The sequence below is a fragment of the Persicirhabdus sediminis genome (assembly GCF_016595495.1).
GTDB lineage: Bacteria > Verrucomicrobiota > Verrucomicrobiia > Verrucomicrobiales > Akkermansiaceae > Persicirhabdus > Persicirhabdus sediminis.
In genome coordinates this window covers 586422-602848 of the sequence record NZ_JAENIM010000039.1, presented here as the reverse complement: position 1 = coordinate 602848, position 16427 = coordinate 586422, and the positions used below count along the sequence as shown (strand labels likewise).

Genomic DNA, 16427 nt, shown 5'->3' with positions numbered 1-16427 from the left:
GGCCGCTTGCCTAACGTGAGCACATGAATTCATCCTCACTCCCCCCTAACCCACTGGTCACCCTTGCGCAGAAAGGTGGCACTACAGCGATCATTTTTGGCATCATCATCACCCTGCTCGGCATCAGCGTGATCAGCTCAGCTGATGCCGTGGCGACATTCATTTTCAAGTTTATTGGCGGAGTCTTGCTAACTGGTGGCATTCTGCAGCTAATTTTTGCCATCAAAGCGCGCGGCTCGGTAGCCACTGTGATGTTATTTCTCTCCTCCGCAGCCACCATCATCTGCGGCGCGATTTTGCTGACCAAACCAGGCATCGGCTACGGCATCGTCACCATCATATTGGTGATCTATTTCTTTGTTGATGGATTTGGCAAGATCGCCCAGTCCTTTGCCATGCGTCCGGTGCCCGGCTGGATCTGGGTACTCATCAGCGGCATCGCCTCGCTGGGCCTAGCTATCTTTGTCTGCACCGAGTGGCCATTGTCCGCTGCTTGGCTGGTTGGTACACTGATTGGCATTCACCTGATTTTTGCCGGCTTGATGATGCTCTTGATTGGGCTCGGCGCGAAAACAGCCGCCAAAATCGCCAAATAATCATTCCTATTTTTCCACTGGCTACATCAAACGACAACGCCAGCACAGCTATCATTCGACTCCAAAAACATCCTTACCATGAAAATTTTCACCCTCTGCCTGCTCACCGCTAGCGTAGGTCTATCACAAGCTTCCGCTGGAGAATCCAGCCAGAATCCATCACACCAGAATGGCGACTACCTGAGTGAACCAGCTGATCAATCCGAGCAAAGCTTAGTCAGCGTGCCGGTGCTCAACTTTGGCCGCCAGAACGAGTACTCGCTGCTGCCTGGTTATGCCTTTGGCAACATGCGCTACAGCCACACTTTTGAAGCTGATTACAAAAGCTCTGACGGCTCGCTGTCCGCCAAAGAAGTCGCCTTATTCACGCCCATTTTACCAATCAACATGGGCGACTGGCACGGCTTAGTATTTATCAACTACCGCGGCACCCAGTACGATTCGCCTAACCAGCCACTCGTACCCGACCATACCCTTCACTCCGTTTCCATGCCCATCGCCCTACTCTACGATGGTTTTGATGACTGGCTCATCGGTGGTGTTTTCACCCCTGGCTATACGGGCGATTTCCGCGGCAGCACATCTGACGGCATGTCCTACTGGGCGGCAGCTGCAGCTGGCTATTCATTTGGGCCGCAGTTCAACTTCTACGCCGGCGCCTTTTACTCTAAAGGTCTGATGGATGATTTTTTCATGCCCGGCATTGGTTTTAACTACCGCCCGTGTCGCGACGTAGAGATCTACCTGCTACCACCATTTGCGGGCGTCACCTACTCGCCAGCGGAACGATGGATCCTCAGCCTAGCGGGGTCATTTGACTCCAAAACATCCACCGTGCAGAGCAAAGATGGACTACCCGACCGCAACGTCAGCGTGTATGGACTCAAGGCTGGCCTACGAGTGGAACACCACCTGTATTCTAAAGCGTGGGTGTACGGCTACGCTGGTTACCACTTTGCGAGAAATGTGGACATCGAGGACCTCGATGGCGTTACGCTATTGGAATCTGAGCTGGAAGCCGCACCCTTCATCGACTTTGGCTTCAATCTAAGATTCTAGCCAGCTACACCATTTCTAGCTAGCTAGCGACTATCGAAAAATCGACCACAGCATCCAGCTACTCTGCCGGTTTTGCTTTGGCGCCGATTTGCATCAAAATCTTTGGCACCAGCCAGCCTAGCGTGATGGTCGCACCAGCTAGATGCGCAAATCCCTCGGCGATATCCCACGGGCAACATGCCTGCAAGGGCGGCAGGAACATATAAAAAGCAAAAACGCCGACAATGATGCCAAAAACCCAGCTGAACGGTTGATAGCTGTCGCCATGGCACCTTTTATATTCCAAAGCCGCGGCATACAGCAGCCCGGGTACAAAAAAAATACTGGCAGCCAGCAATAGGAACCAAACATAAGCCCGAAGCATGAACATCAGAGAGCCATCGCGCAGCTTGCTCTCACCGTGCACCTTATTGAAATAGAACAGCTCGGCAATCAGCAGGCACAAAAACACCATGATGAGCAGTGGCAAAATGAAGGCCAAAAACAATCTAATTAGAGATCTCAGCATAATTTCTATCAACACATCCACGCCCGAAGTATCACGTCAGAACCAGCTAGCCAGCGGCAATGGCGCAGTCACGCTAACAAACAACAGGTGAACGTCTAGCCTAAACTTACTCTCCTAACGGAATTCTCTAGCCAAGTCTATCATTCTAGCAATACTACATGCATGAAACGTGGCAAAACCAAACTCATCACCCTCTGCCTACTAGCTGGAATTGTTTTACCCATCATCGCAGCCTTAGCGTGGTTATTGAAAGCTGAGAGCCGCTGGATGAAATATAAAGCGCAACAAGAAGCCGCGGGACAAGATTTCAGCCTTGAGGTGATGCGTTTCGCGCCAGCTGATGCCGATCCTGCAGTCAATCTAGCGCGTCACCCACTACTGGAAGATCCTAATAAACTCAGCGCGGGAACGACTAGCCTCAACGACGTTAAGGCTCTGACGAATGACATCAAAGAGCACACACGCTTCACCAAACTATCGCGCGAGGATAATCAACTCGCTGCACTCAGCTCGGCAGGAAAATCACCCGCAGAGCAACATGCCGCCGCCAAACTTGTACTCGACGAACTCGATGCCCTAGCTGAGCCATTCTCCAGCCTAGCCAGCCAGCTAGAAAATCCAGCCAGCTATTGGCAGCTGGAGCCCACACATATGTTCGGCGGCGGTATCGATCACGACTTATCCCCTATCTATTTATTGAAATTTCTAAATATGCGGGTGAGCTGCCATTTGATCATGGAAAATAGCGACGCCGCCATGGCCGATATTCAGCTGATCTGGCGGCTAGCTGGCAAACTTGCCGCCAACCCTAAGGGTATGACAGCCGTCACAGCTACAGCCATGATTCGCAGCGTAAGCAATTACATATGGCACGGCATGGAAACTAATCAATTTTCACGCGATCAATTGCTCACACTTCTGCAAATGATGCAAAATGAGCCGGTCGACCAGGCTAATTTGCGAGATATAATAGTGACAAATCGGGCTCAATTCATTGCTGATATGAATGCTTTTTGTGGATATGCACACGGCACCCCCACGCTGCCACGACAATTGCCACGAAAAATCATAGCTAGCCTGCAGAAATCTAATTATTGCCGCCAGCTGGATGCCAGCGGTTTGCTAGAAAAGTCGCCCAATGTCACCACGAGCCAGCTTGAGTTATTAAAATATTGGACCGAGCGACCGGAGCCAAACTCATTTAAGTTAAATACTTATGCGCTGGGCGACTGCTATCTATCCACCCTACGCGGATCCGCACAGAGCATAGCTATGCAGCAAGCATCCATCGAGCTAAGCAAGCTCGCTCTGGCTAACGCGCTGTTTAAAATCGACCATAACCGCCAGCCAGCGAGCTTAGCTGAATTAAGAAGCGCCTACCAACTCGCAGAGGCCGAATTTTCATTTGAGGGCATGGCGGTAAAAATGACCAAAGATGCTAAGGGCGAAAACAAATTCAGCTGCTCGATACCGGCTGAGCTTAGGGTCAAATCATCCGTCACGACGGTAGAGTGGTAAATATTTTCGCCCACCACTACCAGACGGCATACCGACAAAAAAATCACCCGCGAGCTAGCTGCCGCGGGTGATTTTGTATTCATGAAATGACCTCAAACAACTGGACTCATCATTACTCTGGCACCAGCGTAAACCCGTAGATCTTGAGGTGTTTGTAGGTCGGGCGCGTTTTATCTTTAGTTCGCAGCACAAACTCCTGGAAACCCTGCTCAAGCTGCATCGAGCCAATAGTCACCTCCTTGATATCGCCAGCTCCAGTGTGCTCGACATCAAAGTTAAGCACCTGATTACCATTCACCAGCTGCAGCGGAAAACCGTGCTCGTGGCGCATGCTGTAGCGCACAACCACTTTGTAACGGCTCGCTTCACGGATGTTTTTTTGCCAATGAGCTTGCTCATTTTCAGTCACCCAGCGGGTAATGACCGCGCCACGTTCTTCCGGAGCTGCGTGCAAACCCCAGCCAGAATACGCCGCTTCACGCGGGTAGAGACCGATGGCATTTGGCGAGTAATCATGCGCGCGATCTGAGGCGGCGAGATCAAAACCACTGAGATCAAATGCGTATGCGGGCGAGCTATGATCCAGCTTACGCAAATCGACACTGCTGAGATCGAGCACTAGATTTCCCGCTTGGGATTTGCTGAAAGCCACCGGTTGGGCCGACCCGAGCAACGTGACGGCGGCTCCAGCTGGCGCCTTATTAACCTTCACTGCCTGCAGCTCGAGCTGAGACATTTTTGGCCACCCCAGCGTGATAGCATAAACATTAGTGCCATCTTTGCTGCGCGTGTAACGAATATCACGGCTGTCGTAGCTAGGCGTGACATGACCAACAAAACGCCAGCGCGGAATGCCGCGCGGAAATTCGCCATAAACGTCCCACGGACGAGTATTGTAAATGGCGTCACCATTTTCCTCCAGCCAGCCGCCGAGCTCCAGCAGTCGGTCCTGATATTGCTGGCGAATCGTGCCGTCGGCATTGGGTCCGATATTGAGAATGAAGGTGCCATTTTTCGACACCGTATCCACTAGCTGGTGAACAATGTCACCCAGCGATAAGAGCTCAACGCCATTTTTGGGCGAAAAGGCAAACCATTCTTGAGAAATGGAGGTGACGACATTCCACGGAATTGGATCGAGGTAACCACGCACCCCTTTTTCCATGCTATTCATGCACACTGTTTTTGGCAGGTCGAAGTCGCGGATCAATGCCTCCACTTGCTTGCCATTCCTCTCGCCCATGTTGAAATACTCAGCTAGAAACTTATCGCGGTAGTCGGGCGAGATGTTTTTTTCTAATCCAAAATCGTGCCAAATGACATCCGGCTGGTATTTATTATTGGCTTCATTTGCCATGCCCAGCCAGCGGTCTTGGTAAGTCACGGGCGCGATTTGAAATTCGTGTATATCAGCTGGCCGCGACTCACCAAATAACAAAATATTCTTCTCGGATGGCTGTTCGTGTTTGTAAACGTCGCGGTAATAGAACCAGCTGTACCCGTGGTGGTAGCTGAGCATGTATTTCATGCCCTGAGCGCGGATTTCCTTTTCCAGCTCGCCAACGATATCGCGTTTTGGCCCCATGGCCACTGCATTCCACGGCGTCACTTCGCTATCCCACATGGCAAAATTATCATGGTGCACAGCTGTGGGACCGGCAAATTTTGCGCCTGACTTAGCAAACAGCTCAGCCCAGCTCGCGGGGTCAAACTTCTCTGGGTTAAATTTCTCGCAAAGGTCACCGTAACCAACATCTTCAACCGTGCCAAAATTGGCGAGGTGGTATTGCTGCTCGCGCGAACCGTCAATGTACATCTGCCCGCCGTACCAGCCCATTTGCTCAGCTGAGTTGGAAATGGCATTGGTCACCGGACACCAATGCGTCCAGATACCAAATTTGGCATCGAGCAGCCATTCGGGGGTTTTGTGTTTTTTCAGTGAATCAATATTCGCTTGGTATGGTGATTCAGCGTGAGCGCTGGCCGCTCCACACACGAGCACGGCTAATAAGGTGGATTTGTTCATAGGTATCTGGTTCGATTCATTGCTGGCTCGCGTGAACGCAAGTCAGCAGCTGGAGGAACTTTGAGTTGGCTGCTTGTTTAACTCTATGGGTGTTAATTAGAGCTGGTTTTGATTAACTATCTTTCACCAATAACGGCGTATCGATAATCATGATAAGCTTAATAAACCAAAGTTATAAGACAACTCAAAAGCGCGATCATTTACCACACTGGGAAGATCGCCACAGCAGATCAAGGCAATTCCGCTAGATACCTGCGCTCGCTAGATAAATTCCTCGCCGGATCTGCTGCGAAAATAAGCAAAAAAAATCCACCCGCGCACATCGCACAGGTGGATTTTTCCGTTTATGAAAATTAAGTAAAAATACCCCCTTACCCGAGCAATTCGAGCATGCTAGGTAATATTTTTGAATACAGGGTGTTTTTTGTCCCCAGCGCAAGTTGATCCGTGAGCAACTGAGCAGGATCATCGGCACCAGCTGGCGCTCTTTGACCAATGCAATGATCACCAGCGCAGATTTCTTGATGCAGGTATTCTGAATCAGGATTGCGGTGCAGGCGCACTTTGCAGTTCGGTGCAATCAACTCAACTTCGCTTAATGGTGAAGTTTCGTCATAGCTGACTTTAGCCACCACTTCGCTGCCCTCTTGGGTTTCGAAATGGAACACGTCGCCGTCAGCTGCAATGTCCAGCTCTAAGCTACGTTTCCAGCCAGCTTGCTGAGTGATCCACGCGAGCACAAACAAAGCTGTGGTGCGCTGGTTGCGGTGCGCGGTGATGTTGAGCTCCTTGGTTTTTGGCAGTGATGCCAGCGCCAATGGATCGTCAAACAAGGCTGCGAGAGAAAGTCTCCAGCTGTGGCTGCGCATCCATGCGAGATCGAAGGCAAAAAACGATCGGCTCGCCTGGCTAGCAGTCGCTACTTTAGCAAACCCTTCAGCTGGCTTCTCCCACTCTGCGCTATCAAAGATGAAGCGGTTGATCAGCGTGTAGAGGCGATCACTGAAGATGTCGCTGAGTTCTCCTTGCCACCAGAAAACCAATGGCAGGTCACTATTGAGGTGAGCAAATACAGTATTGCGAAGTCGACCTGTCGCGCGGCCAGTCAGGTGAAATGACAGCTGCTCGCAGCACACGCTCTTGCGCCCGTGAGCCAGATGGCAATGCGCGGTGATCCATGCGGTGATGGATGTCTCAGGTGACTCTCTATCCATGCCGATCAAAATCGAGCGACATGCGTGCTCGCGGGTGATCGACTGAATGATCTGGGTATTTTTTTCCAGCCCACCAGGGTGCTCGGAATAAACAGCCAGATTCGTCAATGAGGCATTAGTGCGTGCATCGTCCTGCTCCCAGAGGCGGTGCAGCTCTTTATCGATGCTAGCAATGGCAACCTCTTTGCCTAAGGCGATGGTATTTTCAGGAATCGTCATGGTGATTGAATCATTTAGATTTCAAGCGCTGACGATTACAGTCTACGCCACTCGTTGCCGTCTTGCTTGAGCAAATCGTCTGCTTCTTTTGGCCCCCACGATCCAGCTGTGTATTCAGCCATAGGTGGTGCATTGTCAGATTCGTGCCAGGCACGCTCGATGTGATCCACAAACTTCCACGCTTCTTCGACTTCGTCGCGGCGCGCAAACAATGTGGCATCGCCAGCCATGGAGTCGAGCAAGAGGCGCTCGTAAGCTTCTGGGCTTCCTTTGCCAAAGCTTGTGGCGTAATGGAAATCCATCTTCACTGGCTCAAGACGCAGGTTTGCACCTGGGATCTTGGACATCATGCGTAGCGAGATGCCTTCATCCGGCTGGATGCGAATCACTAGAACGTTGCCGCCCGGTGTGCCGCTTGAGTCGGAGTTAAAGAGAACGGATGGTGGTGATTTGAAGTGGATGGAGATTTCAGTTGCCTTCTTTGGCAGCTGCTTACCCATGCGTACGTAAAATGGTACGCCACTCCATCGCCAAGTATCAATCATGCAGCGGACGGCCACATAACTTTCTGTCATGCTTTCTGGATCCACACGATCTTCCTCGCGGTAACCAACGCGGCTGACGCCATCAACGGTGCCCGCTGTGTACTGAGCGCGCACGACGTTTTCAGCTACTTTTTCCGGAGTGTCCCACTGGCGCAGCGAGCGGATGACTTTTACTTTTTCATCACGCACACCGTCAGCTGACAGGTCAGTTGGCGGCTCCATAGCCACCAAACTAAGCAGCTGGAGCAAGTGGTTCTGGATCATGTCGCGCATGGCGCCAGATTTATCATAATAACCACCGCGGCCACCTTCCATGCCGAGGTTTTCAGAACAAGTAATCTGCACCTGCTCGATGTAGCGGTTGTTCCAGAGTGGCTCAAAAATAGCATTGGCAAAGCGCAGCACCATGATGTTTTGCGCAGTTTCTTTGCCCAGGTAGTGGTCGATACGGTAAGTTTCCTTCTCCGCAAATGTGCGGCTCACCACTTCGTTGAGGTGCTTGGCGGATGGCAGATCAGTACCAAATGGCTTCTCTACAATCACCCGTGCCCAGCAGCCGTCAGCGGCTTCGTTGAGGCCCACTTTTTTGAGGTTTTCTAGAATGTCATCAAAAAACTCAGGCGCGCTGGCAACGTAGAATAAACGGTTACCTTTGCCGCCGCGACCATTGTCAATCTCGTCGAGGCGATCAGCTAGGCGCTGGTAGCCGTCGACGTCTTGGAATTCACTCTGGTGGTAGTGGATGTTTTCTTCAAATGGATCCCAAATCTTCGCTTCGTGACCGCTGCGAGAAACCTTTGGGTTGATTTCTTTAAGGCCTGCGCGAAATACTTCGTCGGATTTCTCACGACGCGCAAAACCAATGATTTTAACGCCGGGAGGGAGTTCTCCCTCGACCGCTAAGTTGTATAATGCAGGCACAAGTTTGCGGTGAGTCAGGTCACCAGTTGCGCCAAAAATGACCACTGTGCAGGGCGCGGCCTGCGAGCGAGTCACTAGATCTTCTCTAAAAGGATTTGTGTTTGCCATACGTCTGGGCTGTCAATACCTCGGTAGTTTGGTTGCGTCCAAGTTAATTCTGCTCTGCATGACGCAAAATCATAGCTGCATAAAATAATATCATGATGATAAACGTTTGATTGATTGCCAGAATGCTGCGGTTTGTTTGGCGTCCGGAATCACCTCAATAACAGAAGTTTCTTCTGACAGCTCAACGTCAAGCTGCTCAATACCAGTAATTTGGTGATAGTCTAACCCCCACATTTCAGCCCAGCTGGAAAAATGTGTCTTATGTTCGTTAGCAATCACCTTAACCAAAGCTTCATCTAACTCACGCACAGCGGGCAGTTGTTCGAAAATTCTGCCTCCGCCATTGTTGATCACCACCAGAACACGCTTTTCGCGATTGATCTGCGGCAAAATCGCCAGGGAAGATAAATCGTACATCGTGGTAAGGTCGCCAAAGATCCCCCATGCGCCTGAATCAACCGCTGTCGTTCCCAGCCAGCTGGAAATTTGCCCGTCGATACCATTGGCACCACGGTTAGCGCGCACCAGCTCGTGTGGGATTTCGCGCTGAGCGAAGTCGTTCCACTCGCGGATTGGCAGGCTATTGCCCAAGTAAACGCTCTCACCTTCAGTGGCTAACATGGAAATTTGATAAATCATGCCGGGCTCACTTTCTGGATAAGCTTCGAGAAGCTCGAGCACCTGCGCTTGGTTGCGCTTGCTGAGTCGCAAGATATCTAGCACATCGCCCACTTTTGGTGGTTCACCCATACCTCTAAGGCAGCGGCTGATGCCACCGGTGACCACCGTGCTCGGTCGGGACAACCCGCTGAAACCAGTGCGGGTGACTGAAAGAACATCGACGTCGGGCATGTTTTCCAGATCGCGCCAGAATCGACCGACTGGAACTTCACCAATGCGCAATACTTTCCCCGGAGGGGTCGCTTTCAACAAGGCATCACCCTGCACCAAAGCCAGCTTGCCTAGCTGCTCGCGCAGTCCGCTCGTGGCATCGGCAATCACTGGAGCGCCAAGTTCTTTGAGGAAATGCAGCACCTCTTCAGTATCTTCTGGCTCGAGACCGCCCAACATGACCACCAGCCCACGCCAGTGGTCGTGAACAAAACTCACCAGCTCAGTGACATTGCTCAGCGGCTCGCGCACACGCTCAAAATCAGCCAGCTCGCCAGCTAGCTGCCATTCAGTTGACAGCGATGGTTCATCTAAGCACAGGTTGATGTGATACGGCGATGCGCCAGACCAATCAGCCAGCACATCATCCGCTGACTCAGAGGCGTCGAGGTCGACGGCATGTTCTACGTATGGGCCAAAAATGCCCGCTTGCTCGATAGCTTGTGGCGCGCCAGTTCCGCGGTATGATTTCGGCCTGTCAGCCGTGATAACAACCAGCGGTCGTTGTTGGTAGTGAGCTTCGATCACCGACGGCAAGAGCTCAGCTACAGCGGTACCAGAAGTGGTGATCACCGCGCACGGGTAACCACTATCCATGATGCGCCCGAGGGCAAAAAATCCAGCTGCGCGCTCGTCAAAATGTGACCACACTTGGATGTCGGTCAGCTCAGCCAGCGCAGTAACGATGGGCAAGTTGCGCGCACCAGCGCAGATGACAAATTCGCCAATACCAGCGGCGAGGCAAGCCTCGATGCTGGTTTCAATCAATACGGTATCAGACATGCTATCGATGATAAGTTGATGGTTGCCAGCTGGATTACTCAGAGAGAAATGCGGTCAGCGGGCTGGTGGCGGACGCTTTCAGCTGCGCTTGTGGCAGGCCGATTTCATATGCATCGCGGCCAGCTTCCACAGCGAGCTTAAAGGCGCGCGCCATGCGGATCGGATCACTAGCAATGGCCATGGCGGTATTGACCAGAACCGCGTCAGCGCCAAGCTCCATGGCTTCGGCTGCGTGGCTCGGCGCGCCGATACCAGCGTCAACCACAACAGGCACGGTGGCCTGCTCGATGATGATGCTGACTTGATCGCGGGTGATGATGCCTTTGTTGGAGCCGATTGGTGCGCCAAGTGGCATCACCGCGGCACAGCCAGCTTCTTGCAAATGCTTGGCGAGAACTGGGTCCGCATTGATATATGGTAATACCGTGAACCCTTCTTTAACGAGGATTTCAGCTGCTTTTAATGTCTCGATAGGATCTGGCAGCAGGTACGTTGGATCTGGGTGGATTTCCAACTTGATCCACTTTGGCAGACCAGCCGCTTCCGCTAGCCGAGCTAGGCGCACAGCCTCTTCGGCATTCATTGCCCCGCTGGTATTTGGCAGCAGCAAGTAACGGTCGCGATCGACATATTCTAAAATGTTAGCGTAGGCATCCTGCCCGCCGCTTAGATCAGCGCGACGCAAGGCCACGGTGACAATCTCTGTTTCTGCGGCCGCCAGTGCGTCGCGCATTAAGTCATTTGAGGCAAATTTCCCAGTTCCTGTCATCAGACGGGAGCCAAATTGACGGCCAGCTATCGTGAGTTTCTCATTCATTTAGCGGCGAACTTAGCGAAACCCCCGCCGGCGTCAAGTATGGCGGCGGGTTTCGCGTTAATCAATTTCCAGCTAGCTGGAAATTAGCGTTTCATCTGCACCGGAATCGGCGCAATTTGTATCGCCTCGATCTCCATCGAACGTGGCGCAAATTTGCCCTCTTCAGAGCCAATTTTGATTTGGAAAACACCATCGGCATTGAGGTGGAAATCGCCTAGATCGACGTAAACAAATTCATCGCCAGTCACCTGCGGGTTTACCTGCAGGGTGACCACTTCGCCGCCGTCGTTGAATATCTTCACGCTCAACTCGTTCGTATCATTCAAATTGCGCATTTTGGCACGCAGCGTGAAATCACTATCCTTGAATTTATTTCTCCAGAGGAAATTCACGCTTCCCCACCATGACGTCCAATTATTGATCACGGTTTGACCGTCGGCATTTTCGCCTTCACTGATATGGTAGCCGTGAATGGCTGCCATCTCCGCGCCAATGGTTTTTGAGTTTGGCTGGTAAAATAACCCTTGTTTGCGCGGCTGGATGTCAAAACCGTCAAATTTGAACCCGTAGGCAAAATCATTTGGCAAATCAGCCAGCTTTGGAATATCCAGCTGGATGCGACCGTCAGCCAATACCTCGAAGTTGATAGCTTTGTCGTAACCAAACAAGGTGACCTTGCCGCCAGCTGATTTGACATCAAATCCATTGAGGATGACTTGCTCGCTTTCTGGCCAGCCGAGGAAGAAAGCAAACTGAGTTTTGCCATCTTTAGACACCGTGTAGCGGATGTCGTCGCCGCCGTATTTGGCTTCTTTGCGCGCCTTTGAGTTTTCAATTTTAAAATGCCCTGAGTCAGCGCCCACACTTCCTTCGCCGTAGATTGGCCACGGGCGAGTTTCGTAGATACCTTCACCATTTTGGCTCGTCCAGCTGCCAAAATCTTTCAGCAATGACTTCATTTCTGGCGGGATAGACCCCTCAAAATCAGGTGCCACATTGAGCAACATGATGCCATTTTTAGAAACAATATCGATGAACATATCGATCATCGTATTGGAATCCTCCCAGCTGGAATCTGGATGGTAAAACCACGCGCCAGCTGAGGTGTCCGTAGTCCAAGTGTACGGCGTCAGCTCGTCCATGCGACCACGTTCCAGATCCATCGTCGAGTAGCTGCGCAAAATCGGCGCACGTTCTTTTTGCAGCACGGTGACCTCTTTCCCCTCTTTGATGCCGTAATTATAATAATCCGCATACATTTGGTACTGAACATCTTGATCCTGCCAGCCGAGGCCAAAATCGTAGTAGATCAAGTCTGGGTTGTACTTGGTGACGTATTCATTCACCAGCGCCAGCCATTGTTCCTGAAATGCGCGCGGAATGAATTCCTTTTTCTCGTCACGTTTATCAACTGGCCCGTAGAGTTTGGCAAATTCCGCCTCTGTCCCTTGGTAGCCATTTTGCCGTGCGTATTTGTAAAAATGATAAGTGAACCCGTGGTGGAATGCGCCGAGGAACTTCATCCCACGCTTGCGGTATTCTTTTTCCAGCTCACCGGTGATGTCGCGCTTGGGGCCGATATTTACCGAGTTCCACGCGTGGATGTCGCTATCCCACATGGCGTAGTTATCGTGGTGGATGGAAACCGGACCGCCAAACTTTGCACCCGCACCAGCAATTAACTCAGCCCACTCAGCGGCGTCAAATTTCTCCGCGGTGAATTCTTCCATGATCTTGGTGTACGGCACGTCCTTGGGGTCACCAAAATGTTTTTTGTGATACTCCATGGCGGCGTGCCCTTGCTGGTACATGAATCGTCCGTACCAGCCGAAGTTCCCCTGATCGTGGTGGCGAATCGCCTGAGTCACTGGACCCCAGTGAGTATAAACACCAAGTTTGGCATCTTGCAGCCACTCGGGAGTTTTGAAATGTTGCTGTAATGACTTCAACTCTGGCTTCACTGGACCTGCTGCCGACTCAGCATGCGCGCTCGTCATTGCGGACGCTGAAATGGCTGCTAACGCACCCAATGCCATCGCTCGTGGCAATAATTTAATTTTTTTCATCATGATCTGGAAATTAATTATCAACTTTACTTAAAGTACTTAAAGTACAAATTCATTTTTCAATGATATGAGAAATGTCGCTTATTCTACATTTGGCTATTGGCTGGAATTGACCACTACATGGCGGTGAAAATTAATCGTTAATTTCATTGCGAAATAATGCCTGCTTTTGCTGTCGTTTTATGGCATGACTCAAACTCATTCATTTTCAACACATTAAACAAGACTGCGTTAATCGAGCTGGAAGAAATTGTAATTGTCGGGATTTTATTATTGGCTAATTGCCTATATTAAACGTAGCTTGCGCGCATGTCCCAGAAGACCCGTATCATTTCTACACTAGGCCCAGTGAGCGACTCCAACGAGATGCTCGGCCAATTGATCGACGCTGGCGTAAACATTTTCCGTCTCAACATGAGTCACGCGCCTCGCGAGTGGGTCAAAGACGTTACACTTCGCATTCGTGCTATTGCCAAAGAAAAGAAGCGCCACACCGCCGTGCTTTGCGACCTGCAAGGCCCATCAATCCGTACAGGTGACCTCGATGAGCCGTACATGTTGGTTCCAGGTGACGTTCTTGAATTCCGCAAACGCGACGCTGAGCAGAAGGAAAAGTATTCGTCTACTGTCAACTATGAAGGCCTAATGGACGACGTGCGCGCTGGCGACCCATTGGTGGTCGACAACGGCTACTTGCTGATGACCATCACAGAAGTACTTCCTGACCGCATCGTATGTGAAGTGAAGACTGAAGGTAAACTCGGCAGCCGCCGCCACATCAACCTTCCAGGTGTTCGCCTCAACCTTCCTGCCCTGACTGCTAAAGATCACGGCGATCTCGCTACAGCTGTTGAAGCTGGTGTTGATTTCATCGCTGGCTCATTTGTGCGTGACGCTGCTCACGTTGATGAACTGCGCAAAGCCATGGAAGAACTCGGTGGCGAAGCACACATCGTTGCTAAGATTGAAGACCAAGAAGCGATCCGCAACATCGATGGCATCATCAATGCTGCTGACGGCATCATGGTTGCTCGTGGTGACCTCGGTGTTGAAGTTGAATTCGAAGAACTTCCACTCATCCAGCGCCGCATCGTTCGCAGATGTCACGTTCTCGGCCGCCGCGTTATCGTTGCAACTCAAATGCTTGAGTCCATGATCGAGAACCCAATGCCAACACGTGCTGAAGTAACTGACGTTGCTAACGCTGTGTTTGAAGAAGCTGACGCCATCATGCTTTCTGGTGAAACTGCCATGGGCAGATACCCAGTGCAGTGTGTGGAAACACTCAGCCGCATCGCCCAGCGCATCGAGCGCAGTGGCGGCATGGGCTACGGCAAAGAAGTTATCCTGCGCACCGAGCGTCAGAAAACACTTCGCGCTGCAGTTAACTTGGTTGACTCCATTGCGGACGCGCAGATCATCTGCTTCACACGTCGCGGATTCCTTCCAGTTGCCTGTGCACAGCTTCGCCCACAGTCACGCATCCACGCATTCACAAGTAAGTCTGGCATCTGCCGCAAAATGGCTCTCTCACGTGGCGTTCGCGCTTACCAGATTCCATTCAGCGAAGATCACGATACCAACCAAGCAGCTGCTCTCGAAGTTCTGCGTGGCACAGGTGAAGTTCCAGAAGGCACTCCACTCATCGTCATCTCAGACACACTGCAGAAGGACCACACCGTGGACTCCATTCTTATCATCCACGCTTAATTAGCTGGATCACAACCATTTCAAAAAAGCCGGACTCAGCAATGAGTCCGGCTTTTTTTTGCTTATGGAAAATTCCAGCCAGAAAATTGGCGACGATAACAAACCACCAATTCCCGCTGGCTCACTACGCCTTCCATTCATCGTCGCTCGCGGCAGTCACCACGCGCGCGCCAGGCTTATCGGCTAGGTAAGAAAAACACCATGAGATGAGAACTCCAATGCGACTGCGGAAATTCGTCAGAAACATGATGTGAATGAATAACCACATCATCCAAGCCAAAAATCCTTTCACTTTCAGCACATCGCGGAAATTCACCACTGCTGAGTTTTTCCCCACAATGGCCATGAAACCTTTGTCGAAATAGTCAAAATCAGGCCGCTTGCCGATCCCGCTGACCAGCTCATTTTTGATGATCGTAGCAACAAAACCACCTTCTTGCATCGCCGCTGGCGCTTGGCCAGGAACGAGTTTACCATTGGCTTGTTTTACCGCCGCCGCATCACCAATCACAAAGGCCTCTGGATTGCCAGGAATCGACAGGTCTTTCTCCACTTCAACCAAACCCGCACGATTCAGGCTAACACCGAGAGTTTTGGTAATTGGAGTCGCCTCCACACCTGCACCCCAAATAATCACACCCGCCTCAATGATTTCGCCAGATTTCAACTCAACGATGCCCTCGTCAATGTGGCTGACCATAGAATTCAGCTTCACCTCAACACCGCGTTGCTCTAATCGCTCGACGGCGTATTCTGCCTGGTCGCGAGGAAAGGCACCCAGCAGCTGGTCTTGTGCCTCAATCAAAATGATCCGCTGCTGGCTGGTATCGTAGTTTTTAAATCCACGCTTCATGGTGCGCTTCACCAGATCCGAAAATGCGCCAGCTAGCTCCACGCCAGTCGGGCCGCCGCCGATAATCACGGTCGTTGAGAGCTTGGCGATATTTTGCGGCTCAGTTCCACGGTCGGCAACCTCCAGGCTTCTGAGCAACTTCTCGCGGATAGAAAAGGCATCATCTAATGATTTGAGACAATAGACGTGTTTCTCCCATTCAGCTTTGCCAAAAAAGCTCGTCTTCACTCCAGTTGCGACTACGAGGTAGTCGTAGCTCAAACTAAGACCAGAGGACGCATGTAGAACTTTTCCAGCCAGATCAACCCGCTCGATATGATCGTAGACGACGTCTATATTGTTATATTTATCAAAAATTGACCGGATAGAGCGCGAAATATCTGGCGCCGCCAGAGTCGACGTCGCTACCTGATAGAGTAAAGGTTGGAAGAGGTGGTGATTTTTTCTATCAACGATAGTCACCCTAACCCCCTCTTTGTTGCCCAACTTCTTGGCGCAAGTCATCCCCCCGAACCCCGCGCCAATGATAATAATGTGCTTATCGACCATAATTTTAGTAGGTTTTATAAATGCAGCGCAAAACCAAACAGCTG

The 16427-nt window shown here is 51.2% G+C and carries 12 protein-coding genes; 4 read left to right on the top strand and 8 right to left on the bottom strand.

Annotation, left to right across the window (positions count from 1 at the left end; translation table 11 throughout):
- Positions 1-23 precede the first annotated feature (23 nt).
- Both JIN82_RS09975 and JIN82_RS09970 read left to right on the top strand, forming a co-directional pair.
- On the top strand, positions 24-596 hold the full coding sequence (locus tag JIN82_RS09975; RefSeq protein WP_200311483.1) for an HdeD family acid-resistance protein: 573 nt from the start codon (positions 24-26) through the stop codon (positions 594-596).
- 78 nt (positions 597-674) lie between these two features.
- Positions 675-1655 carry a hypothetical protein gene (locus JIN82_RS09970; RefSeq protein ID WP_200311482.1) on the top strand — a complete coding sequence of 327 codons (981 nt, stop codon included), beginning with the start codon at positions 675-677 and terminating at the stop codon, positions 1653-1655.
- Positions 1656-1713: 58 nt separating this feature from the next.
- Here JIN82_RS09970 and JIN82_RS09965 read toward each other — a convergent pair whose 3' ends face one another.
- Positions 1714-2136, bottom strand: a complete 423-nt coding sequence (locus JIN82_RS09965; RefSeq protein ID WP_234041895.1) for a hypothetical protein — start codon at positions 2134-2136, stop codon at positions 1714-1716.
- Between the two features lie 189 nt (positions 2137-2325).
- Between JIN82_RS09965 and JIN82_RS09960 the strand changes: the two genes are divergently transcribed.
- Positions 2326-3681, top strand: coding sequence for a hypothetical protein (locus JIN82_RS09960; protein ID WP_200311480.1), 1356 nt, complete (start codon positions 2326-2328; stop codon positions 3679-3681).
- Between the two features lie 112 nt (positions 3682-3793).
- Here the strand turns inward: JIN82_RS09960 and JIN82_RS09955 are convergent, their stop codons facing one another.
- From JIN82_RS09955 to JIN82_RS09930, 6 genes are all read right to left on the bottom strand, one after another.
- Positions 3794-5707 carry an alpha-L-fucosidase gene (locus tag JIN82_RS09955; RefSeq protein ID WP_200311479.1) on the bottom strand — a complete coding sequence of 638 codons (1914 nt, stop codon included), beginning with the start codon at positions 5705-5707 and terminating at the stop codon, positions 3794-3796.
- A gap of 371 nt (positions 5708-6078) precedes the next feature.
- Positions 6079-7140 (bottom strand): glucose-6-phosphate dehydrogenase assembly protein OpcA, encoded by a 1062-nt coding sequence (locus JIN82_RS09950; RefSeq protein WP_200311478.1) that lies wholly within the window; start codon positions 7138-7140, stop codon positions 6079-6081.
- Positions 7141-7175: 35 nt separating this feature from the next.
- The gene (gene zwf, locus JIN82_RS09945; protein ID WP_200311477.1) at positions 7176-8714 is read right to left on the bottom strand and encodes a glucose-6-phosphate dehydrogenase; all 1539 of its coding nucleotides are present in this window, start codon (positions 8712-8714) and stop codon (positions 7176-7178) included.
- A 90-nt stretch (positions 8715-8804) separates the two neighbouring features.
- Positions 8805-10388, bottom strand: coding sequence for a 2-succinyl-5-enolpyruvyl-6-hydroxy-3-cyclohexene-1-carboxylic-acid synthase (gene menD, locus JIN82_RS09940; protein WP_200311476.1), 1584 nt, complete (start codon positions 10386-10388; stop codon positions 8805-8807).
- Between the two features lie 34 nt (positions 10389-10422).
- Complete coding sequence (locus JIN82_RS09935) at positions 10423-11205, bottom strand: thiazole synthase (RefSeq protein ID WP_200311475.1); 783 nt, start codon at positions 11203-11205, stop codon at positions 10423-10425.
- Between the two features lie 83 nt (positions 11206-11288).
- Positions 11289-13274 carry an alpha-L-fucosidase gene (locus tag JIN82_RS09930; RefSeq protein WP_200311474.1) on the bottom strand — a complete coding sequence of 662 codons (1986 nt, stop codon included), beginning with the start codon at positions 13272-13274 and terminating at the stop codon, positions 11289-11291.
- A 306-nt stretch (positions 13275-13580) separates the two neighbouring features.
- Here JIN82_RS09930 and pyk point away from each other — a divergent pair, with 306 nt between their 5' ends.
- Entirely contained in the window at positions 13581-14981 is a 1401-nt protein-coding gene (gene pyk, locus JIN82_RS09925) for a pyruvate kinase (RefSeq protein ID WP_200311473.1), read from the top strand.
- Between the two features lie 124 nt (positions 14982-15105).
- On the opposite strand, the gene JIN82_RS09920 is transcribed toward pyk, so the two are convergent.
- Entirely contained in the window at positions 15106-16383 is a 1278-nt protein-coding gene (locus JIN82_RS09920) for an NAD(P)/FAD-dependent oxidoreductase (protein ID WP_200311472.1), read from the bottom strand.
- Positions 16384-16427: the final 44 nt, after the last annotated feature.

Excerpts from the sequence above, each read along its gene's own strand:
- JIN82_RS09970 (WP_200311482.1), top strand. The coding sequence starts at position 675 with ATGAAAATTTTCACCCTCTGCCTGCTCACCGCTAGCGTAGGTCTATCA.
- JIN82_RS09950 (WP_200311478.1), bottom strand. The coding sequence starts at position 7,140 with ATGACGATTCCTGAAAATACCATCGCCTTAGGCAAAGAGGTTGCCATT.
- JIN82_RS09960 (WP_200311480.1), top strand. The coding sequence starts at position 2,326 with ATGAAACGTGGCAAAACCAAACTCATCACCCTCTGCCTACTAGCTGGA.
- menD (WP_200311476.1), bottom strand. The coding sequence starts at position 10,388 with ATGTCTGATACCGTATTGATTGAAACCAGCATCGAGGCTTGCCTCGCC.
- pyk (WP_200311473.1), top strand. The coding sequence starts at position 13,581 with ATGTCCCAGAAGACCCGTATCATTTCTACACTAGGCCCAGTGAGCGAC.
- zwf (WP_200311477.1), bottom strand. The coding sequence starts at position 8,714 with ATGGCAAACACAAATCCTTTTAGAGAAGATCTAGTGACTCGCTCGCAG.
- JIN82_RS09930 (WP_200311474.1), bottom strand. The coding sequence starts at position 13,274 with ATGATGAAAAAAATTAAATTATTGCCACGAGCGATGGCATTGGGTGCG.
- JIN82_RS09935 (WP_200311475.1), bottom strand. The coding sequence starts at position 11,205 with ATGAATGAGAAACTCACGATAGCTGGCCGTCAATTTGGCTCCCGTCTG.
- JIN82_RS09955 (WP_200311479.1), bottom strand. The coding sequence starts at position 5,707 with ATGAACAAATCCACCTTATTAGCCGTGCTCGTGTGTGGAGCGGCCAGC.
- JIN82_RS09975 (WP_200311483.1), top strand. The coding sequence starts at position 24 with ATGAATTCATCCTCACTCCCCCCTAACCCACTGGTCACCCTTGCGCAG.
- JIN82_RS09920 (WP_200311472.1), bottom strand. The coding sequence starts at position 16,383 with ATGGTCGATAAGCACATTATTATCATTGGCGCGGGGTTCGGGGGGATG.